Raw genomic sequence first — 21,220 nt, forward strand, 5'->3', positions numbered from 1 at the left:
GGTCCCGTTTCGGGGCCGCCCTCCTGTGCTGCCCACTAGACTCGTCGGCGTGTCGACGGCGGGTCCGCCGCGACCTGTCGGAAGGGCCATCATGCTTCGATTCCTCGCGTCGACGGCGCTGCACCTGCTGGGCAACGCCGTGGGGCTCCTGGTTGCCTCGCTCGTCCTCGAGGGGTTCCACCTCCAGCCGCTCGGGTTCGTCTTCAGCGTGGTGTTCTTCACGGCCATCGAGGTGCTCCTCGGACCCTTCGTCCTCAAGATGGCCGTCACGCACATGCCCGCGCTGCGGGGCGGTATCGCGTTGGTGACCACCTTCGTCGGGCTGTTCCTCACCACGCTGTTCACCGGCGGTCTCCGGATCGAGGGGGTGACCACCTGGGTGCTGGCGCCGCTGATCGTGTGGGTGTCCGTGCTTCTCGCAGCCATCCTGCTGCCCATGGTGCTGTTCAAGAAGGTACTGGCCGAGCGGTCGGAGCAGAAGGCGGCCCGACCCGTCGTGTGATCACGAGCATCGAGATGGTGGGCGTAGCGGCCGGCGCGACCGGCGCCAGGCGGGCGGCGGAGACCGCCAGCATGAAGCTTGTGCGCGCTGAACTCATGCCAGTGGTGGTCGCCATCCTCGTCAGCAGGTTCGGCGATCGACGCTCGCTCGCCTACGGCGAGTTCATCACCCAGGTGGCCGAGGACCTCGACGAACTGCGCGACATCGGCTTTACCCTCCCTCGCACCGCGCAGGAGTATGTGGGGGACTGGATCCGCGACGGGTACCTCATCCGGCGGCCCACCGCGGCTCGCGAAGAGTCCGTCGAGCTGTCCCGCGGCGCCGCGGACGCGGTGCGTTTCGTCGGGGCGGTGGAGCAGCCTCACTCGGCCGTGACGTCGTCGCGCCTCAGCACCGTGACCGGGCTGCTGGGCGCGCTGGCGGCCGAGTCGGACACAGACCCGGCTACCCGGCTCGAGGCGCTGCACGCCAGGCGGGCTGAGCTGGACGACGAGATTCGCCGCATCGAGTCCGGCGAGATCCCTGTGCTCGACGACGCACTGGCCCGGGAGCGTCTTCAGGAGATCCTGCGCCTTGCCGGTGAGGTGCCCGGTGACTTCGCGAAGGTGGCCGACGATCTTGAGGCTCTCAACTCCTCCCTGAGGGAGCAGATCATCAACAACGAGGGCGCCCGCGGCGGCGTACTCGACGAGGTTTTCGCGGGCGTGGACCTGATCGAGAATTCCGAGGCCGGGCGAACCTTCGGCGCGTTCCACGAACTCCTCCTGGACCCTGTGTTGTCGGACACCTTCCATCGCGCCGTCGACGCGGTGCTCGAGCGCCCCTTCACCCTGGAGTTGCCGGCAGCCGACGCGGCCTTCCTGCGCCAGTTCCTCGTCGTCCTGCAGCGGGAGAGCGCCCAGGTGCGCCAAAGCCTGACCGACTTCTCGCGGAGCCTTCGACGATTCGTCGAGACCCAGGAGTATCGCGAACACAAGCGGCTGGCTGACGCGCTGTCCCGCGCGGAGCAGGTGGTGCTGCGCGTGATGGCGCGCGTGCACCCCACCACGGAGATCGGCCGAGACCTGGACCTCACCTCGATGTCCCTCTCGTCCATCGGAAGCTGGACACTGGAGAACCCGGCGGACATGCGCGCCACCGCAGATGTCCTCCGCGGGGAGGTGCTCGAGCTGGACCTGGAGCGGCTGAAGGCCTTGGTGAGGCTCACCGAGATCGACTTCTCAGAGCTCCAGCACAACGTGGCCGACACCCTCGACGCGCTCCCCGCGCCCACCGTCGGCGACGTGCTTGCCCGCCACCCCGCGACCCAGGGCCTGGCCACCGTCGTCGGGCTCCTCCTGCTGGCCGAGCAGCAGGCCTCGAGGGCACCTGGTTCCGAGCCGTGGACGTGGACCTCGCAGGCGGGCTCCCCACGAACTGTCAGTGCTCCGCGCTACGTTTTCACACAAGTACCGCCAGAGTGGAGTGCCCATGACGTTGCAGCCGGCCCCGCGGCGCGCTGATGAGGTTGTCGACGAGTTCGATGACGCTCCCGTCGAGCCGCCCGTGGATCACGGCGAGCTGGATCCGGCCACGCGCCGAGTCCTGCTGAGCCTCATCCGTGGCCCGTACCTGCGCGCAGATGAGCAGACGAAGGTGTGGTCCGCGCTGGTGCGTCACGAGGCCGTGGTGCGGACCCGGCTGGCGGACCTCTACCTTGATCTGGTGCTGGACCTGGACGCCGGGGTGGCGTTTGTGCGCAACCTCGAGATCGACGATGCGCCCAAGGTGGTGCGCGCACACCGACTGACCGTTCTCGACACTGCCCTGGTGCTGTTTCTGCGCCGGCGGCTGCTCGCCGGTCAGGGCTCGGCCAGCCGCACCTTCGTGGGGCGCGATGAGATCGAGGACCAGCTGCGCTCCTACCAGCGGCTCGTCGCCACGGACAAGAAGGGCTTCGCGGACCGCATCACGGCCTCGATCAACAAGATGACGAAGAACTCGGTGCTCCTGACAGCGGGCACGGAGGACCGGTGGGAGATCTCTCCGGTCCTGGCGCTGGTCTTCGGCTCCGACGAGGTGGCCGCGGTCACCGCAGACCTCTCCAGGCTGGTGGAATCGTGAGTCAGCATCGCCTGCGGCGCGTGCAGGTGGTCAACTGGGGCACCTTCGGCGGCGAATGGAGTTTCGCTGTGCCGTGGAAGGGCATGCTGCTGACTGGCCCGTCGGGCGCGGGCAAGTCCTCGCTGCTGGACGCGATGGCCGCCCTGCTGGTGCCGCCGGGCCGGATGCGGTTCAACGCCGCCGCCCAAGGCACCGACACGGGGGACCGTGAGCGAAGCCTCCTCACCTACGTCCGCGGCGCCCACAAGCGCGAGACGGACGAGGAGACCGGCGAAGTGGGCACGGCGTTCCTCCGCAGGGGCCCCACCTGGAGCGCTGTCGCGCTCACGTACGCGGACTCGGCCGGCACGGTCTCCACCCTGGTGCGCCTGTTTCACATCCGCGCCTCATCCACGGATGCACGGGACCTCAAGAGCATGTACATCCTGGCGCCCGAGCCGGTGGACGTCCTCACGCTCAAGAGCTACGTCGAGAACGGGATCGAGAACCGTCGGGTGAGCGCCGCGTTCCCGCACTGGGACTGCTACAGCGCAGACGCCTACACCGCCTTCTCGACGAAGTTCAGGCGGGTGCTGGGGATGGGCAGCCAGCAGGCTCAGATCCTGCTGCACAAAACCCAGTCGGCGAAGAACCTCACCAACCTGGACAACCTCTTCCGGGATTTCATGCTGGACCTCCCCGAGACGTTCAAGTTGAGCGACGCCACCGTCGAACAGTTTGAGGAGCTTCGGCTCGCGCACGCCTCGGTGGTGGATGCCCGCCGCCAGGTGGAGACACTGACCCCGTTGCGGGCCGTCGACGCCCAGCTGCGTGCGTTGGATGCTGAGCGGACGGCGCTGGCCGCTGAGGAGGAGTACCTGGGCACCTGGGTCCTGGTGCGGAGGCTGACGGGCGCCCGGGCTGAGTTGGATCGCGAGGCGCCGGTTCTGGAGAGGCTCGCTGCCGAGGTGCGGATCGCCGAAACCGCCCTCGATGAGGCAGCCGACGACGTGCGCCGCACCGAACGCGCCGTTGAGCAGTCCGGCGGCGCCCGGGTGGGGGCGTTGGAGGAGCTGCGCACGGCCCTGCAGAGCAGCCGCGACCAGCGGAACTCCCGCGCCGAGGAGTATGCGGCCGCCGCAGCTGAGCTCGGACTCGCGTTCCCCGGCGACGCCGTCGAGGCCGTCTCCTTCGGTGGGCGGCTCCAGGAGCGCGCCAGCGGACTCGCCGCAGACCGCGCCCGCCAGCGTGCCGGGCAGTTCGACCTCCTGACCCGCAAGGGAGACCTGGTGCGGAAGCGCGACGGTCTCGACGAGGAGTTGACCGCGCTCAGGCGCCACCGCTCCAACCTCGATGCCCGCCTCCTGCACGTGCGGGAGCGGCTCGCCGGCCTGCTGCACGTCGAAGAGACGCGGCTGCCCTTCGTCGGCGAACTGATCCAGGTGAAGGCGGATGAGGCGGGGTGGACCGGGGCCATCGAGCGAGTGCTGGGATCTCTGGCGCGCACCCTCGTCATACCCGAGCAGCACTATCTCGCGGCCGCGGAGTTCATCGACGGCGAGTTCCTCGGTACCCGGCTCGTGTACGAGCGGGTCCGGGCGGCGGAGCCGGTGGCTGCGGAGGTCAGCGCCCCCGGCGGATCGCTGGTGGCGAAGGTGGACATCGCGGAGGGTCCGTTCGCGGGCTGGCTGGCGGATCGGCTGATGCGCCGCTACGACTACGCGTGCGTGCCGAGCCCGGCAGGGTTCGCCGGGGTGGAGCGGGCGGTCACCCGCCAGGGCCAGGTCAAGCACTCCGCGGCTCTCCACGAGAAGGACGATCGCCGCAGAGTCGAGGACCGCTCCCGCTGGGTGCTCGGATTCTCGACGGAGGCGAAGGAGGCAGAGCTTGTCGAGCGGCTTGGCGTGGCGGAGCGTGAGCTGGCCGAGGTGGAGCAGCGCCTCACGGAACTCGACGAGGGGGAGCGGCGGCTGCGCGGTCTGGAGGCTGCGCTCGGTCGGTTGGCCGGTTTCGCGTGGGACTCGGTGGACGCGGCACCGGTGGAGGCGCAGCTCAGGAGTGTCGAGCGGGAGCTGGACCAGTTGCGCGAGTCGCACAGCGATCTGCGCCAGCGGGAGGCCGAGCGGGACCGCGCCCTTGCCGCGCACAGCCGGGCCGAGCAGGACCGGCGGAGGCTGGTTGGGCGGCACGACGAGAAGGCCTTGGTCGTGGCGCGGCTCCTCAGCAGCATCGAGCGTTGGCAGGCCGACATCGACGGGGCCTCCACGGTGCCGGAGGGGGTGTCCGCGGCTCTGGACTCGAGGCTCCTGCGCCTGGCGGTGCCCGAGGAGAGGGCCGAGGTCGCGATGCGGGCTGAGTTCCGAGACGTGGCCGAGGCCATTCAGCGGCGCACGGCGAAGGCGGAGCGTGCGGCCGCCACGGCCATGGCGGAGTACGGCCGTGGCTGGCAGAACCAGGCGGCGGACTGGGGAGACACCGTCGACTACCTCCCGGAGTACCTGCAGCGCCTCGAGGACCTCGAGTCGGACCGGCTTCCCGAGTTCGAGGAGCGGTTCTTCTCGCTGCTGCAGAGCCAGGCGCGCAACAACGTCAGCCAGCTGGCCATGATGATCAGGGGGGCCAGGCGGGAGATCCGCAGCCGCGTTGACGAGGTGAACAAGTCGCTGCTGATGACGGCGTTTTCACCCACGGGGTTTCTGCAGATCGAAGTGCGGGACAGGTCCCTGCCGGATGTGGACACCTTCCTGGCCACGCTCAACGCGATCACGTCCGGGTCGGTGATGGACTCTGTGGCCGCCGGTTCACCCCAGGAGCGAGAGGCGGCCGAGGCCCGGTTCGTCCTTATGCAGGGCCTGCTCCAGCGGCTGGGATCGGCCGATGCCGCTGACAGGGCGTGGCGTGAGCGGTGCCTGGACACGCGCCAGCACGTCGCCTTCCAGGCGCGGGTGATGGACGCCGACGGTGTTCAGCTGGACGTGTTCACAGGCTCGGGCGGCAGGTCCGGCGGTGAACGGCAGAAGCTCGTCACCTTCTGCCTCGCGGCCGCGCTGCGGTTCCAGCTCGCCCCGCCGGGAAGGACCGAGCCCACCTACGCGCTCGTAGTCATCGACGAAGCCTTCGACAAGGCGGACCACACCTTCACCCAGGCCGGCCTGGAGGTGTTCCGCTCCTTCGGCTTCCAGCTGCTCCTCGCCACCCCGATGAAGATGCTGCAGACCATCGACGACTATGTCGGCGGCGTCGTCATGGTCACCAACGAGCCGGGCCGAGGCTCCGCGCTGCAGGAGCTGCATTACGACGTCGACGCCCCGATCGCGGGCTCGGAGGGCGCCCAGGAGGTCCTGCTGTGAGAACGGTCACGGACCTCCAGGGCTGGGCGGTCCGCCGATGGCGCACACACTGGCCGGACTGGCTCGCGAACCCCGACTCATCCCGGGTGTCGTGGCCGCTGCACCCGCCCACTGAGCGCGAGCTCGCGGCGGACCCCGACGGGATCGCCCGCGAGGTGGCCCACTGGGCCGCCGTCGAGCAGACGCCGGGGCTGGTCGTGGAGTGGGTCGAGCGCCGGTCGGGGACTTTTGGGCGCCAACGGCTCCCGGCCAGGGTGACGGCAGAGCCCGCAGCGATGGCGTCGCTGGCCGGTGAGCGCCAGACCTGGGCGCGGGCAGCCGAGGCAGTGGGCATGCTGCGCCGCGCGTGGCCGGACCGGGACCTGACGGCATCGGTGCGGGAAGCCGCCAAGAGCCTTGGGAAGCTCGGCGAAGAGGATGTGACCAGGCTGCTGGCGGTGCTCGGCTGGCTGGAGGCGCACCCGGAATCAGGACTGTGGGAACGCGAACTGCCGGTGACCGGCATCGACTCCAAATGGCTCGAACGGCATCGGGGGCTGGTGGACGCGCTCCACGAGGGGATCGTCGGTGGCGCGGCCGGGCTCCGCAGGCACGGACCCGTGTTCCGCGTCCGGTACCTGGACTCCGCTCTCACCGACGGCCCGCGAGAGTTCGCCGTCGGAATGTCAGGGATGGCGTCCCTGACGGCCGCGGGCCGCGTGCTGCTGGTGGAGAACCTCACCTCGCTGCTGGCGCTGCCCGACCTACCAGGCACCGTCGCGGTGCACGGCATGGGCTTTTCGGCGCCGTCACTGGCCCACGTGCCGTGGATCCGTGACGCGGACGAGGTCTGGTACTGGGGTGACGTGGACACCTACGGCCTGCTCATCCTCGGCCAGGTGAGGGCTGCCCTGCCGAGCGTCCGCTCGGTCCTCATGGACCCCGCGACCCTGCAGGCGCACAGCCAGTGGGCGGGGACCGAGCCCAGCCCGTTCCGCGGTGAGATCGGCTTCCTCACCGCCGACGAACACCGAACGCTCTCCGCACTCCGCGACGGAGACCTGCGCCTCGAACAGGAGCGCATCCCGCGCGCGCACGCCCACGCCGCCCTGCGCTCCGCGCTGCGCGCCTCCGCACGCCAGAGGCCCGGCGTTGGCAAGATGGCCACATGAATCTGCTGGAGGTCATCGCACTGCACGCGGCAGACGCCGAGCGGGCCGAGGCCGGCGGTGCGGACCGGATCGAGCTGCTCGGCACCATGGACGACGACGGGCTCTCCCCGGAGCCGCGAGCAGTCGAGAAGGTGCGCCGCGCCACGTCGATCCAGATCCGGCCCATGGTGCGTCTCCGCGCGGGCTTCGGCACCGACGGCGGCGAGGTCACCCGGCTGAAGGGCCTGATCGCCGGCTACCTGGACGCCGGCGCCGACGGGGTGGTCCTGGGCTTCCTCAATGGCCTCAACCGGATCGACAAGGAAGTGGTCAGCGAGCTCGTCGGCGACGGCGCGTTCCCGTGGACCTTTCATCGCGCCATCGACCACTGCCTGGACCCCGATCGCGCCTGGGCCGACCTGCGCACGCTTGCCCGCCTGGACCAGGTCCTCACCGCCGGGTCCGCCCGCGGTGTCGAGCACGGACTCGACGACCTGGTGCGCAGGGCCCGCGCTGATGCGGACGTGGCCCGCCTCATCATGGCCGGCGGCGGGCTGACCCCCGAGCACGTGCCGTGGCTGGTCCGGGCCGGCGTCAGATCCTTCCACATCGGCTCCCCGGCCCGCCCGGGACGCTCCTTCAAGGCATACGTCGACTCGGACCTGGTGGCCAGCTGGCGCGACCTCATTGACGACGAGGTGGCCCACACCAGGCATCCCCATGGGTGATCGCCGGGTCCATCGCCGGCTGGCCGCGCGCGTGATCGTGCTCGCTGAGGATCAGGTGCTCCTCATGGGCGACGTGGACCCAGGGGTTCCCGGCTCCCGATTCTGGCAGGCGCCGGGCGGGGGAGTGGAGGCCCGCGAAAGGATCCGTTCCGCTGCGGCGCGTGAGCTCGACGAGGAGACCGGCCTGGTCGTCGACGAGCGCGCGCTCCTCGGCCCCGTCGCGGTGCGGCGCCTGTTCCGTGGCTACTCGGACCGCATCCTGGTTCAGGACGAGACGTTCTTCCTCTACCGCACGCAGTGGTTCGAGCCGGTGGCTGCGGGCCTCACGGAGCGCGAACGCTCCCGCCACGTGGCCACGCGGTGGTTTCCCCTCGACGACCTGCCCGAGAACACCTGGCCGCCGCAGATCGCGGCCCTGGCGCGATGGGACGGGCCGGAACCCGTGGAGCTGGGTGACGTGGAGGAGTCGACGGTGCCGATCGAAGCCGGGGACCTCTAGGCGCGCAGGGCGCCGACGACGAACACGATCGTGAACACCAGCGAGGCGAGCATTCCCACCAGCGAGTCTCTGCCGAGGGTGTCCATGAGCAGCTGCCAGCCAAGCGTGGCCAGGCCGATCGCCAGCGCCGAGCGGCCCGCTCGGCCGGTGAGCGCCTCGGTGCGCATCCCGAGTCCTCCGGCGGCCGTCAGCACGAACGGCGACAACGACGGCAGCACGAAGCCGAGGAAGCACAGCCCGCCGGCGATGAAGGCCAACTGCTTCTGCGCGGCCAGTGGGCGTTGAGGCGGGCCGACGGGTGGGGGCGGCGGATACCCAGTGGGGGTCGGGTGGCCGGTGGGCGTCGGGGCCGGGAATGGCGCGGGTGGCTGTGCGCGCCTGGGGGCCGCCTCCGCGAGGGGTTGGGGAACAGCCGGGGGCGGCGAGGGCGCCAACTCGCCCGGCGGCGGGAGCCTTGGGCCGGTGGGCGGCGGCAATTGGTCCCCCATGGCGCTCGCCCATTCCCGCCCTACGGGCTGGGGTGCGGAGGTGACGATGGGGTCGCGCGGGTCCCGCTTCACCGCGACACCCGGGCCCGGCGTCAGCGCGGACGCCGCGACGGCGAAGGAGTCCCGAGGGTCCCTGGCCTGCTTCGGGCCGCTGGACAGTTGTGCGAGTGGAGCCTGGGGGGCCGCGTCGAATCCCGAGGGCGCCGCGATCGGGCCGGGCGTGGCGGACTTCCACTGGTCCCCGGAGGGCAGTGGCTCGACGCGGGGGGTGGCGAAGCCCTCGGGCCGCTCCGTGGGCGCGTAGGCCGCGCCGTCCTTCCAACTCGCCATGCCCCCATGCTACCGACGCCTCCGGCACCTGACGCGGGCAGGCGACTGCGCACTCAAGATGCTCATGTTCCGCTCTTGTGATCAGAAAACGCGCGTTCTGGCTGGCCCGGGCCTACTGTCATCGTGACGCGCTGCCAGACCTGGGCTGCGCACGGTTGAGGCGGAGGTCCGGAAGATGGAAGTGGTGCTGTGCGCGGATGCGCAGGCCGTGGGTGAGCTGGCGGCGGACCGGGTGACCCAGTATCTGCAGGGAATCCCCACCCCGGTGCTCGGCCTGGCCACGGGCAGCTCGCCGCTGCGCCTCTACGAGGAGCTGGCCCGCCGCGTCCAGGCCGGGACGCTCGACGTGTCGCACGGCCTCGGGTTCGCGCTGGACGAGTACGTGGGCATCGACCCCGGGCACCCCGAGAGCTACCGCAGCGTGATCACCCGCACCGTCGTCGAGCCTCTGCGGATGGACCCCGCCAGGGTGAGCGTGCCCGACGGCACCGCGACAGACCTGCAGGCGGCGGCGGACCGCTACGACGCGGCCATCGCGGCTGTCGGGGGCGTCGACGTCCAGATCCTCGGCATCGGCACCAACGGGCACATCGGTTTCAACGAGCCCTTCTCGTCGTTCGCCTCCCGCACGCGGATCAAGACGCTCACTCCCGAGACCCGCCGCGACAATGCCCGCTTCTTCGACGCCACCGAACAGGTCCCGTCGCACTGCGTCACCCAGGGCCTGGGTACCATCATGGAGGCCCGCGTGGCGCTCATGGTGGTCACCGGAGAGCACAAGGCGGCAGCTGTCGCGGCGATGGTCGAGGGCCCCGTCGCGGCCTCCTGTCCGGCCTCGATCCTGCAGTTCCATCCGCGGGCGGTGATTATCGTCGACGAGGCGGCTGGGTCCAGGCTGAGGAACGCCGGGTACTTCCGGGAGATCGCCGAAACAGAGCGCACGCTCCCCGGTCTCGGCGGGCGCTGACGCGGCTGCGGCTCCATTGGGGTTCGGCGCTCCGGAGCGGATAGACTGCGCGTTCTGACTACTCCTAGTGCAAGTGAGGGCGACGTGCCTACCGGTAAAGTGCGATTCTTCGACGCTGAGAAGGGCTTTGGGTTCATCACCAAGGACGACGGCGGCGATGTCTACGTGCGCTCCAATGCGCTTCCCGCCGGCGTCGAGGCGCTCAAGGCGGGGCAGCGCGTCGAGTTCGGCGTGATCGAGGGCCGCAAGGGCGAGCAGGCGCTGAGCCTGCGGGTGCTGGAGCTGCCGCCGTCGCTGTCCAAGGCCTCCCGCAAGGACCCGGAGCAGATGGCGGTGATCGTCGAGGACCTGATCAAGATGCTCGACGGCATCGGTAACGACTATCGCCATCGCAGGCACCCGGACACCAAGCACGCCACGCGCGTGGCCGAACTGCTGCGCCGCGTCGCCGACGAACTGGAGCTGTAAGACAGATGCCCAAGCCCAAGCTTGATGTCGTGGCGGCCTCGGCCGTGGATCTGGCCCGCGCCGCCGCCGTCGAGGTGGGCGGCGGGGACTCGGTCGGCGAGCACCTCGGCGTGCTGGCGGAGGACGGCGACAGGGTGGTCACCCACTCGTTCGAGAGCCTCCACCCCGGCTACCGGGACTGGCATTGGGCGGTCACGCTTGTGAGGGCCTCGCGCGCCAAGGAGGCCACCGTCAACGAGGTGGTGCTGCTGCCGCTGCCCGGTGCCCTCCAGGCGCCGGCGTGGGTGCCGTGGGCCGATCGGATCGGGCCTGGGGACATCACCCCCGGCACGCTGATGCCCACCCCCGACGATGATCCGAGGCTCGAGCCCGGCTTCGCTGCCACGGACCTGCCCGCGGACGCGGACACCTCCGAATGGGTGCAGCTGCGCACCACTGTGGCCGAGCTCGGCCTGGGCCGCCCGCGGGTGCTCAGCAGGTTCGGCCGCGACGAGGCGGCTGAACGCTGGCTCGAAGGCCCGCCCGGGCCCGACGACGAGGGCTCCCGAGAGGCGCCCGCCCCGTGCATGACCTGCGGCTACTTCGTCGCGCTCCGAGGCTCACTGGGCACGCTGTTCGGGGCCTGCACCAACCAGTACTCGCCCTGGGACGCGCACGTGGTGTCGTTGGAGCACGGCTGCGGAGGGCACTCGGACGTCGTGGACGCCGAGCGCGCCAGGGAGCTGCCGGCCCCGTCGTTCGACACCATCACCATCGACGAGAACCTGTTCGACTGAGCCTGGCACCGCCCACAACCCGGGGCTGGTGCTGACGCGGCGCCGCGAGGCCGTACGATAACCGTCCGTGGTTACCAATACTCCCAAGGCAGCACGGCTGCACCCAGAAACCGAGCCCCCGCGATCCGGCCTCGACGGATTCTTCGAGATCACCAAGCGCCACTCCACCGTCGGTCGGGAGATCCGCGGCGGCCTGGTGACGTTCTTCGCGATGGCCTACATCATCGCCCTCAACCCACTCATCATCGGCACCGCCGTCGACAAGAGCGGCAACCTCATCTCGGGGCAGCCGAAGTTCACCGACGCCGCCATGACGGTGGTCAACGACGCGGCGGTCGGCCAGTCGATCGGCATGGTCGCGGCGGCCACGGCGCTGATCGCGGGCCTCCTCACGCTCGCGATGGGTGTCATCGGCCGGTTCCCGATGGGCCTGGCCACCGGCCTGGGCCTCAACGCGCTGGTCGCCTACGTCCTGGCGCCCCAGATGACCTGGCCGCAGGCCATGGGTCTGGTGGTGTGGGAGGGCATCCTCATCTTCATCCTGGTGTTGACCGGCTTCCGCACGGCGGTCTTCAAGGCCATCCCACGGACGCTGCGCACGGCCATCTCCGTCGGCATCGGCCTGTTCATCGCCTTCGTCGGCCTGATCAACGCCGGCATCGTGCGCAAGCCCGCCGGCGCGCCCCCCGTCGAGCTAGGCATCAACGGCTCGCTCATGGGCTGGCCCATCGCCGTGTTCTTCCTCGGCATCATGGTGCTCATCGCGCTGCACGTGCTGAACGTCAAGGGCGCGATGCTCATCTCCATCCTCGTGGCGACGGTCGCCGCGGTGATCATCGAGGCCATCGCGAAGATCGGGCCGCAGTTCACCGCTGACGGACTCAACCCCGTCGGGTGGTCGCTCAACGTGCCGCAGCTCTCCAACCTCGCCCTGCTGCCGGACCTGGGCCTGATCGGCCGCGTCGACATGATCGGCGCCTTCTTCCCCGAGGGCGAGTTCTCGATCACCAACTTCCTCGCGCTGGCCATCCTCGTGTTCTCCCTGTTGCTGGCCGACTTCTTCGACACCATGGGCACCGTCGTGGCCGTGGGCAGCGAGGGTGGGCTGCTGGACGAGCACGGCATGCCGCCGCGCACCACCGAGATCCTGCTCGTGGACTCCGTGGCCGCCGCGGCCGGTGGCTTGGGCTCCGTGTCGTCGAACACCTGCTACATCGAGTCGACGGCTGGCGTCGGCGAGGGTGCCCGCACGGGCCTCGCGTCGGTGGTGACCGGCGCTGCCTTCCTGGCGGCGATCTTCCTGGCGCCGCTGATCAACATGGTGCCCTCCGAGGCCGCCGCACCGGTCCTCGTCTTCGTCGGGTTCCTCATGATCGCCCAGGTGGTGGACGTGGACTGGAACGACGCCGAGGTGGGCATCCCCGCGTTCCTGACCATCATCCTGATGCCGTTCTCCTACTCGATCACCACGGGCATCGGCGCCGGTTTCCTCGCCTACGTGTTCATCAAGCTCGTCAAGGGGCACGCCAAGCAGGTGCACCCGCTGATGTACGTGGTGGCGGCGCTGTTCGTCATCTACTTCATCCAAGGCGCCCTCATCGGCCTGATCAACTGAGCCCAACCTCCCGGCCCACGCGGCCGCGACACAGCCCATCGGGATCCGTCAAGCAACCACGGATGGCGATGAAGCGTCAGTGTCGCGTCCGCGTGGGCCGGTAGTCTGTCGCCCATGTTCCAGAAGGTATTGGTAGCCAATCGAGGCGAGATCGCCGTCCGCGCCTTCCGCGCGGCCTACGAACTCGGCTTCCGCACCGTCGCCGTCTTCCCGTACGAGGATCGCAACGCGGACCACCGGATCAAGGCGCAGGAGTCCTACCTCATCGGGGAGGAGGGCCATCCGGTCCGCGCCTACCTGGACATCGACGAGATCATCCGCGCGGCCAAGGAGTCCGGCTCGGACGCCATCTACCCCGGATACGGCTTCCTCTCGGAGAACCCGGATCTCGCCTCGGCCTGCGCGGCCAACGGCATCACGTTCATCGGCCCCTCCGCCGACGTATTGACGCTGGCCGGCAACAAGGTGCGCGCCATCACCGAGGCGCGCCGCGTGGGCGTCCCCACCCTCGCGTCCTGCCCGCCCTCCACGGACACCGACGAGCTGATCAGGGCCGCCGAGGAGATCGGATTCCCCGTCTTCGTCAAGGCTGTCGCCGGCGGCGGGGGCCGCGGAATGCGCCGCGTGGACGACCCCTCCAGGCTGGCCGACGAACTGGGCGCGGCCATGCGCGAGGCCGAGGCCGCGTTCGGAGACGCCACCGTCTTCATCGAGCAGGCCGTCGCGGCACCGCGACACATCGAGGTCCAGATCCTGGCAGATACCCAGGGCAACGTGGTGCACCTCTTCGAGCGGGACTGCTCCATCCAGCGCCGGCACCAGAAGGTGATCGAGATCGCGCCCGCGCCCCACATCTCGCAGGAGCTGCGCGACGCTCTCACTGCGGACGCGGTGAAGTTCGCTCGTGCCATCAACTACACCTGCGCCGGCACCGTCGAGTTCCTCGTCGAGACCGAGGGTGAGCGCGCGGGGCGTCACGTGTTCATCGAGATGAACCCGCGCATCCAGGTGGAGCACACCGTCACCGAGGAAATCACCGACGTCGATCTGGTGCAGGCGCAGATGCGCATCGCCGCCGGCGAGTCCCTGGATGAGATCGGCGTACGGCAGGACGAGCTGCAGATCCGGGGGGCCGCGCTCCAGTGCCGGATCACCACCGAGGACCCGCAGAACTCGTTCCGCCCCGATACCGGCCTCATCACCGCCTACCGCTCCGCCTCGGGGGCCGGCATCCGGCTCGACGGCGGCACCACCGGAACCGGCGTCGAGATCAGCCCCCACTTCGATTCGCTGCTGGTCAAGCTCACCGCCCGAGGCCGCGACTTCCCGATGGCCGTTGCCCGAGCCCGTCGGGCGCTGGCGGAGTTCCGCGTCCGTGGCGTGGCCACCAACATCCCCTTCCTGCGGGCGGTCCTGGACGATCCGGACTTCGCCGAGGGCGCTGTCACGACGGCGTTCATCGACCAACGCCCGTATCTCCTCCACGCGCGCACTCCCGCGGACCGGGCCACGAAGCTGCTGCGGCACCTCGCCGAGGTGACGGTCAACCGGCCCAACGGTGAAGCGCCGACCACGCTCGAACCCCTGACGAAGCTGCCCAAGGCAGACCTCGCCTCGCCCGCGCCCGACGGCGCCCGCCAGCGGTTGCTGGCGCTCGGGGCGGAGGGCTTCGCGCGGGAGTTGCGCGAAGCTGTGCCCGTGCGGATCACCGACACCACCTACCGCGACGCCCACCAGTCGCTGCTGGCCACCCGGGTGCGCACCCGGGACCTGCTCGCCGTCGCCCCCACCCAGGCGCGTCTGCTGCCGCAGATGTTCTCGGTGGAGTGCTGGGGTGGGGCCACCTACGATGTGGCGCTGCGGTTCCTCGGCGAGGATCCGTGGGAGCGCCTCGCCACGCTCCGCGAGGCGATGCCCAACCAGAACCTGCAGATGCTGCTGCGCGGCCGCAACACCGTCGGCTACACCCCGTACCCCACGGAGGTGACCAATGCCTTCGTCGCGGAGGCGGCCGCCACGGGCGTGGACATCTTCCGGATCTTCGACGCCCTCAACGACGTCGAGCAGATGCGCCCGGCGATCGAGGCCGTGCGGGGCACCCCGTCGGTGGCGGAGGTGGCGCTCTGCTACACCTCCAACCTCCTGGACCCGGCCGAGAAGATCTACACGCTGGACTACTACCTGCGGCTGGCCGAGCAGATCGTCGACGCCGGCGCGCACATCATCGCCATCAAGGACATGGCCGGCCTGCTGCGTCCCGAGGCGGCCCGCCGGCTCGTCACAGCGCTGCGTGACCGGTTCGACCTGCCCGTCCACCTGCACACCCACGACACCACCGGCGGCCAGCTCGCCACGCTGATGGCGGCCATCGACGCCGGCGTCGACGCGGTGGACGTGGCCAACTCGGCGATGAGCTCGACGACGTCGCAGCCCCCGATGTCCGCACTGGTGGCGGCGCTGGACCAGACCGAGCGCCAGTCCGAGCTGGACCCACAGGCTGTGCTGGACCTGGAGCCGTACTGGGAGGCGGTGCGCAAGATGTACCGGCCGTTCGAGTCCGGGCTTCCCGCCCCGACGGGCCGCGTGTACAGCCACGAGATCCCCGGGGGGCAGCTGTCCAACCTTCGCCAGCAGGCGATCGCGCTGGGCCTGGGGGAGAAGTTCGAGGCCATCGAGGACATGTACGAGGCGGCCGACAAGATCCTCGGCCGGCCCACGAAGGTCACCCCGTCGTCGAAGGTGGTGGGAGACCTCGCCCTGCATCTGGTGGCGGTGGGCGCGGAGGCCGCCGCATTCGAGGCGGACCCGCAACGCTTCGACATCCCGGACTCGGTGATCGGATTCCTCAACGGCGAACTGGGCGAGCCCGCCGGCGGCTGGCCCGAGCCGTTCCGGAGCAAGGCCATCGAGGGCCGCCGCACGCCAGCGCGCGTGACCGAGGTGGCCGACGACGACCTCGCCCTCCTCGCCCAGCCCGGCCGCACCCGTCAGGAGACCCTCAACCGGCTCCTGTTCCCCGGCCCCACGAAGGAGTTCCAGCAGCAGCGTGAGGACTTCGGGGACATCTCCGTGCTGCCCACCGTGCCGTACCTGTACGGCATGGAGCGGGGCAAGGAGTACCCCATCACGCTGGAGAAGGGCGTCACGCTGCTGGTGGGCATCGAGGCGATCTCGGAGCCGGACAAGCGCGGCAAGCGGAGCGTGATGTGCCTGCTCAACGGCCAGATCCGCCCGGTGCGGGTGCGCGACCTGAAGATCAAGTCCGAGGTGGCGACGGCGGAGCGCGCCGATTCGAAGAACAAGGGCCATGTCGCGGCGCCGTTCAGCGGTGCCGTCACGCCGACGGCCGAGGCGGGCGCGAGGGTCGCGGTGGGGGATCAGGTGGCCACCATCGAGGCCATGAAGATGGAGGCCGCCATCAACGCCCCCGTCGCGGGCGTGGTCAAGCGAGTCGTCCTGACCGGCACCACGCAGCTCGAGGGCGGCGACCTGGTGCTGGTGATCGATCCCGAGTGATCGGCGGGGCTAGGCGGTGGTTCCCACCACCACCACGTCGAGGTGCGGCTGCCCTGAGGCAACGGTGAGTACCTCGATGAGGGGGGTGAGGAACCTCCGGTCCTCGTCGGTCAGCTCGGGGTGGTCGAACGCCGCGCGCAACCCGGCCAGTGTCTCGACGGCGTGCACGTGCTTGGCGTAGCCGGCAACCTGTCCCGGCTGGATGCGCAGGGCGATGCCCAGGTCGCGGTCCGCGAGGCTGCGCAGCGAGTAGTCGCTGTTGAGCCCGGCCCGGGCGAGGTTCCATTCGGTGCGCTCGAAGGCGGCCTCGTCCCAGACCACCCTCCTGGTGGCGGCGGCCAACTCCTCCAGCCACGCGATCAGCACCCGCCACGACGGGGCCACCCGGTCCGGGGCGATGTAGGCGCCGTCGAGCAGCGCGTCCACGTCCGCGCTCGAGGGCGCGGCGGGATCGACGGCCATGGAGGGGTCGCGGCGAAGGAGGGGACGCAGCCAGCTGCGGTGTGCGGGGGCGGGGCGGGCAAAGTAAGCGGCCGCCGAGGCCCGAAGCCGTTCGGCGAGGGCGGGGGAGGCGCCGAAGATGTCGCGCACATCGTCGATGGCGATGGCGCACGCGACGAGCTGTTGCATGCATCCAACGGTAACCGTGGGCGTACCATCGGCACAGTGAATCCGAGAACTCGCCGCATCATCGTCACGGGCGTCCTGGTGGCGCTCGTTCTCATCGCGGTGATCGGCGCCATCCTGCCTGCCTGGGCCGAGGACGTCGAGCCGCCGGAGGGTTCCACGCCGGTGGTGGGCATGGCCTACGGCTCGGGCTCGTCGACGCTGTGGCTGGCCGGTCCGTCGGCCGACGACGGGGTGGTCGTGTCCGCGGAGGACGGCAGGGAGATCTCGTTCGGGGGTGACCCTGAATCGGTCCAGGCGCTCGCCTGGCGGGGAGACCGGTTGTGGGTGGGCGACATCGGTGATCCGGACGCGTCCCGTGACTTCGTGGTGGTGTTCCGGCTCAGTGAGCTGACCGAGTCGCGGCTGACCTACTTCGCCTACGACTTCGTCTACGAGGACGGACCGCACGACGCGCAGGCCTTGATGATCTCGGGCCGCGGCCGCATCTACATCGCCACCGCAGGGGCGGACCCCGGCATCTACCGCGCCGAGCTCGAACCGTCGCGTCAGGAGATGAACACCTTGACCCGCGTCGTCGACGCTCCGGAGGGAGTCACGGACGGGGTGTTCCTCTCCGACGGCACCACCCTGGCGCTCCGAACGGGCGTGGGCATTGAGTACATCGACGCGCTGACGTGGGAGCCGTTGGCCACCGACACCATCATCGGGGCCCCTGAGGGCGAGTCGCTTGCAGTGGGGCCGGATGACCAGATCTTCGTCGGCGGCAACCCTCTGATCCGCGAGGTCGAGGTTCCGTCGTCGGACGTCACCACGACGGTCGCGCCCCCGGTGGATCCATCGGCATCGGCATCCCCCTCGCCGGACGCCTCGGCGTCCGCGTCGCCGTCGGCCAGCGCCGAGGCGGAGGAGCCCGGGCCCGAGTCGGCCCCGGCCCGCACCGGCACGACGATCGCGCTGCTGCTCGCGGGCCTCGTCGCCCTGATCGCGGGTGCGGTGACCTTCTTCGTCCGCACCTGATTGGATGAGGCCATGGCCCATCAGCTCACCGTCGCCCACGCCGTCACTCCGGAAGGGGTGATCGACGACGCCACCATCGTGATCGAGGGCGGACGGATCGTGTCCATTGAGCCGGCCGGGGGAGGGGGCGCGCTGTGGGCGGTCCCAGGCTTCGTCGACACCCACTGCCACGGCGCCGTCGGCGTCAGCTTCGGCGACCCGGACCCGGCCCGCAACCTCGAGGCCATCGCGTACCACAGGACGCACGGCACCACCACGATCTTCGCCAGCACCGTCACCGAGCCGTTGGAGAAGCTGGAGGCGCAGTTGGCGGTGCTCCGCGCCCTGTATGACGCGGGAGATCTCGCGGGCATCCACCTCGAGGGCCCCTTCCTGGCCACGGAGCGCAAGGGCGCCCACGACGAGGCGCTCCTGCGCGTACCGGACCCGGCCTCGGTCGAGCGGCTTATCTCCGCGGGAGGCCCGGCGCTGCGGATGATCACCCTCGCCGTGGAGCTCGAGCACGCCGAGGTCGCGACGCGTCGCTTCATCGAGGCGGGTGTGGCGGTGGCGTTCGGGCACTCCGACGCCGACGACATCCAGACCGCGGAGTCCATCGAATGGGGCGCCACCGTCGCCACCCACCTGTTCTCAGCGATGCGCTCGATCCACCACCGCGACCCCGGGCCGGTGCCGGTCCTTCTGGCCGACCAGCGCGTGATGGTGGAGCTGATCTGCGACGGGGTCCACCACAAGCCCGTGATCGCCGCGATGAGCATCGACGCCGCCACGCCCCGTCGAGTCGCCTTGGTCACCGACGCCATGAGCGCCACCGGCAAGGGCGACGGGCGCTACATCCTGGGCGAGCTCGAGGTGGAGGTCTCCGGCGGCACCGCGCGGCTCGTCACTGCAGACGGAGCACCCGGCGCGATCGCCGGCTCCACCCTGACCATGGACAAGGCGTTCGAGTTCGTGGTGCAGGAGGTGGGGGTGAGTATCCCCGACGCGGCACTGATGGCGGCCACCACTCCCGCGGCCTGGCACCGGCTCGACGACGTGGGCCGCCTCGCGCCCGGCTGCTGGGCCGACGTCTGCCTCGTCGACGACGACGGGCGCCTGCACGCGGTGATGCGTCGCGGCGAGTGGGTGGTCCCGCCTCGGCCCTGATCGCGCTGGGTCCGCGACACTAGGATGGGTGGCGAAGGGGGCAACCGGACATGAGTGACCTGATCGACACCACGGAGATGTATCTCCGCACCGTCTACGAGCTGTTGGAAGAGGGGGTGCAGCCCCTCCGCGCCCGGATTGCCGAGCGGCTGCACCAGTCCGGCCCCACCGTGTCCCAGACCGTCGCCCGCATGGAGCGCGACGGCCTCCTGCACGTCGACACCGACCGAACGATCCGCCTCACCCGCACCGGGGCCACGCTCGCCCGCGACGTGATGCGGAAGCACCGCCTGGCCGAGTGCCTGCTGACCGAAGTGATCGGGCTGGAGTGGGAGAAGGTGCACGACGAGGCCTGCCGCTGGGAGCACGTCATCTCCATCGACGTCGAGAAGCGGCTGGTGGCCATCCTGGATTCGCCCACCCGCTCGCCCTACGGCAACCCCATCCCGGGGCTCAAGGAACTGGGCGTGGACGTCGAACACACGCCGTTCCGGGAGCACGCGGACCCGCTTGCTGACCTCGTCACAGATCAACCGCAGCGCTTTGTGCTGCAGCGGATGAGCGAGAATCTGCAGGCGGATCACGGCATGCTGCCCGCGCTCGCCGCCGCCGGGTTCAGGCCGGGCGTCTCGCTGCTGGCCCACCGCGACGTGGACGTGGTGCGGGTGGATATCGACGGCGTCACCACGGACGTGGGTCTGTTCGCCTCCGAGCTGCTGTTCGTGAGTCGCGATGAGTGAGGACCATGAGGAGCTGAGGTGGCTCGGGACGAGCGGCCCGGGCGCCATGGAGGACGTGCTGAGCCGCGCCTACGGCGGTGATCGGACGCCCTACGAGTGGTTGGCGCGCTCGGTGTCGGCCTCGGCGTCGACGGTGCTGGACCTGGCCTGCGGCGCCGGTGCGATGATCGAGCGGCTGCAGCGGCCCGGCCGGACGGTGATCGGGCTGGACCGCTCGGAGGCGGAACTGGTCGAGGCGGCGCATCGCCACCGCGGACCGCTGGTGCTGGGCCACGCGTCGTACCTGCCCTTCTCGGACAACAGCTTCGACGCCGTGGTCTCGTCGCTGGGCATCGCCGTCGTGGCGGACCGGCCGCGGCTGATGTCCGAGGTGTCGCGGGTGCTCCGCCCGGGCGGCGTGTTCGCCGCGCTGACGCCGTCGCTGCGCCCCGCCAACACCCAGGACCTGCGGCTGGTCACCCGGCTGGCCCAGATCCTTCGGGTGGCGCCGCTGCTGCCCGGGATCACAGAGTTCCGGGCGCGCGACGCGCTCCTCGCCGCCGGCCTCACCAAGGCCGAGGACCGTCGGGCGAAGTACTACGTGGAGGTCGCGAACCGCGAGGACGCGGAGCGGCTCTTCGCCGGGCTCCGCGGGGCGACGACCCGGAACCGCACCATGGCCGCCGTCGACTTCCTCGTGGCCCGCGCCGAGCAGTCAGGGCCGGTCCGGGTACCGCTGCCCATGCGCCGGCTGATCGCCATCAAGTAGCCGATCCGAAGGTCGGCTACGCTGGGCCATACCCCACGGGGTGTCCCACTGCGGGAATACCGCGCCGCAGTCGCGTGTTGTACCCCGCGACGAACGACACAAGGAAGAAAGGGGATCGCCCATGGCGACCACAGCCCTGACCGCAGAGAACTTCAACGACACCGTCAGCGAGAACGAGGTCGTGCTGATCGACTTCTGGGCCGACTGGTGCGGCCCGTGCAAGCGCTTCGCGCCGATCTATGAGGATGCCTCGGCCCGTCACGACGACGTTGTGTTCGCCAAGGTGGACACCGAGGACGCCCGTGACGTGGCCGCCGCGTGGGAGATCCAGTCCATTCCCACCATCATGGCCTTCCGCCGCGGCAACCTGGTCTTCCGCCAGGCCGGCCTGCTCAACGGCAAGCAGGTGGACTCGCTCATCGAGCAGATCAAGGCCCTGGATATCGACACCCTCGTCGAGGAGGCGCAAGCCAAGCCGTGAGCGTGAG

General features: G+C 70.2%; 19 protein-coding genes. 17 read left to right on the forward strand and 2 right to left on the reverse strand.

What is annotated here, in order from left to right:
* Window positions 1–91 precede the first annotated feature (91 nt).
* From H5399_RS04110 to H5399_RS04140, 7 genes are read left to right on the forward strand one after another with little or no spacing between them, the layout of a single operon-like run.
* Window positions 92–502: a phage holin family protein gene (locus H5399_RS04110; protein WP_182781716.1), complete on the forward strand. Its 411-nt coding sequence runs from the start codon at window positions 92–94 to the stop codon at window positions 500–502.
* Window positions 499–2,004, forward strand: a complete 1,506-nt coding sequence (locus tag H5399_RS04115) for a DUF3375 domain-containing protein (protein WP_182781717.1) — start codon at window positions 499–501, stop codon at window positions 2,002–2,004. The genes H5399_RS04110 and H5399_RS04115 overlap by 4 nt, the downstream gene beginning before the upstream one ends.
* Window positions 1,973–2,605: a DUF4194 domain-containing protein gene (locus H5399_RS04120; RefSeq protein WP_182781718.1), complete on the forward strand. Its 633-nt coding sequence runs from the start codon at window positions 1,973–1,975 to the stop codon at window positions 2,603–2,605. Before H5399_RS04115 ends, H5399_RS04120 begins: the two co-directional genes overlap by 32 nt.
* Entirely contained in the window at window positions 2,602–5,934 is a 3,333-nt protein-coding gene (locus H5399_RS04125; protein WP_182781719.1) for an SbcC/MukB-like Walker B domain-containing protein, read from the forward strand. The genes H5399_RS04120 and H5399_RS04125 overlap by 4 nt, the downstream gene beginning before the upstream one ends.
* Entirely contained in the window at window positions 5,931–7,085 is a 1,155-nt protein-coding gene (locus H5399_RS18450) for a Wadjet anti-phage system protein JetD domain-containing protein (protein WP_182781720.1), read from the forward strand. The genes H5399_RS04125 and H5399_RS18450 overlap by 4 nt, the downstream gene beginning before the upstream one ends.
* Window positions 7,082–7,792 carry a copper homeostasis protein CutC gene (locus tag H5399_RS04135; protein ID WP_182781721.1) on the forward strand — a complete coding sequence of 237 codons (711 nt, stop codon included), beginning with the start codon at window positions 7,082–7,084 and terminating at the stop codon, window positions 7,790–7,792. Before H5399_RS18450 ends, H5399_RS04135 begins: the two co-directional genes overlap by 4 nt.
* Complete coding sequence (locus H5399_RS04140; RefSeq protein WP_182781722.1) at window positions 7,785–8,291, forward strand: NUDIX hydrolase; 507 nt, start codon at window positions 7,785–7,787, stop codon at window positions 8,289–8,291. The genes H5399_RS04135 and H5399_RS04140 overlap by 8 nt, the downstream gene beginning before the upstream one ends.
* Here H5399_RS04140 and H5399_RS04145 read toward each other — a convergent pair.
* The gene (locus H5399_RS04145; protein WP_182781723.1) at window positions 8,288–9,109 is read right to left on the reverse strand and encodes a hypothetical protein; all 822 of its coding nucleotides are present in this window, start codon (window positions 9,107–9,109) and stop codon (window positions 8,288–8,290) included. The two genes, H5399_RS04140 and H5399_RS04145, sit on opposite strands and share 4 nt — an antisense overlap.
* Before the next feature lie 175 nt (window positions 9,110–9,284).
* Between H5399_RS04145 and nagB the strand changes: the two genes are divergently transcribed.
* The 5 genes from nagB to H5399_RS04170 all read left to right on the forward strand — a co-directional run bounded on the left by nagB (window position 9,285) and on the right by H5399_RS04170 (window position 16,451).
* On the forward strand, window positions 9,285–10,076 hold the full coding sequence (gene nagB, locus H5399_RS04150; RefSeq protein WP_182781724.1) for a glucosamine-6-phosphate deaminase: 792 nt from the start codon (window positions 9,285–9,287) through the stop codon (window positions 10,074–10,076).
* Window positions 10,077–10,160: 84 nt separating this feature from the next.
* The gene (locus H5399_RS04155; RefSeq protein ID WP_182781725.1) at window positions 10,161–10,544 is read left to right on the forward strand and encodes a cold-shock protein; all 384 of its coding nucleotides are present in this window, start codon (window positions 10,161–10,163) and stop codon (window positions 10,542–10,544) included.
* A 5-nt stretch (window positions 10,545–10,549) separates the two neighbouring features.
* A complete protein-coding gene (locus H5399_RS04160) occupies window positions 10,550–11,320 on the forward strand; it encodes a DUF3027 domain-containing protein (protein WP_182781726.1) in 771 nt (256 codons plus the stop codon).
* A gap of 67 nt (window positions 11,321–11,387) precedes the next feature.
* Window positions 11,388–12,935: an NCS2 family permease gene (locus H5399_RS04165; protein ID WP_370585677.1), complete on the forward strand. Its 1,548-nt coding sequence runs from the start codon at window positions 11,388–11,390 to the stop codon at window positions 12,933–12,935.
* A 114-nt stretch (window positions 12,936–13,049) separates the two neighbouring features.
* Window positions 13,050–16,451: a pyruvate carboxylase gene (locus H5399_RS04170; protein WP_182781727.1), complete on the forward strand. Its 3,402-nt coding sequence runs from the start codon at window positions 13,050–13,052 to the stop codon at window positions 16,449–16,451.
* A 9-nt stretch (window positions 16,452–16,460) separates the two neighbouring features.
* On the opposite strand, the gene H5399_RS04175 is transcribed toward H5399_RS04170, so the two are convergent.
* Window positions 16,461–17,081, reverse strand: a complete 621-nt coding sequence (locus H5399_RS04175; RefSeq protein ID WP_182781728.1) for a hypothetical protein — start codon at window positions 17,079–17,081, stop codon at window positions 16,461–16,463.
* 36 nt (window positions 17,082–17,117) lie between these two features.
* Here H5399_RS04175 and H5399_RS04180 point away from each other — a divergent pair, with 36 nt between their 5' ends.
* The 5 genes from H5399_RS04180 to trxA all read left to right on the forward strand — a co-directional run bounded on the left by H5399_RS04180 (window position 17,118) and on the right by trxA (window position 21,213).
* Window positions 17,118–18,098: a hypothetical protein gene (locus H5399_RS04180; protein ID WP_182781729.1), complete on the forward strand. Its 981-nt coding sequence runs from the start codon at window positions 17,118–17,120 to the stop codon at window positions 18,096–18,098.
* Window positions 18,099–18,110: 12 nt separating this feature from the next.
* A complete protein-coding gene (locus tag H5399_RS04185) occupies window positions 18,111–19,244 on the forward strand; it encodes an N-acetylglucosamine-6-phosphate deacetylase (RefSeq protein ID WP_182781730.1) in 1,134 nt (377 codons plus the stop codon).
* A 50-nt stretch (window positions 19,245–19,294) separates the two neighbouring features.
* Complete coding sequence (locus tag H5399_RS18340; protein ID WP_182781731.1) at window positions 19,295–19,984, forward strand: metal-dependent transcriptional regulator; 690 nt, start codon at window positions 19,295–19,297, stop codon at window positions 19,982–19,984.
* On the forward strand, window positions 19,977–20,732 hold the full coding sequence (locus tag H5399_RS04195; RefSeq protein WP_182781732.1) for a class I SAM-dependent methyltransferase: 756 nt from the start codon (window positions 19,977–19,979) through the stop codon (window positions 20,730–20,732). The genes H5399_RS18340 and H5399_RS04195 overlap by 8 nt, the downstream gene beginning before the upstream one ends.
* 121 nt (window positions 20,733–20,853) lie before the next feature.
* Entirely contained in the window at window positions 20,854–21,213 is a 360-nt protein-coding gene (gene trxA, locus H5399_RS04200) for a thioredoxin (protein WP_182781733.1), read from the forward strand.
* Window positions 21,214–21,220: the final 7 nt, after the last annotated feature.

Origin of the sequence: Tessaracoccus sp. MC1627 (genome assembly GCF_014164725.1) — a bacterium.
Lineage (GTDB): Bacteria > Actinomycetota > Actinomycetes > Propionibacteriales > Propionibacteriaceae > Arachnia.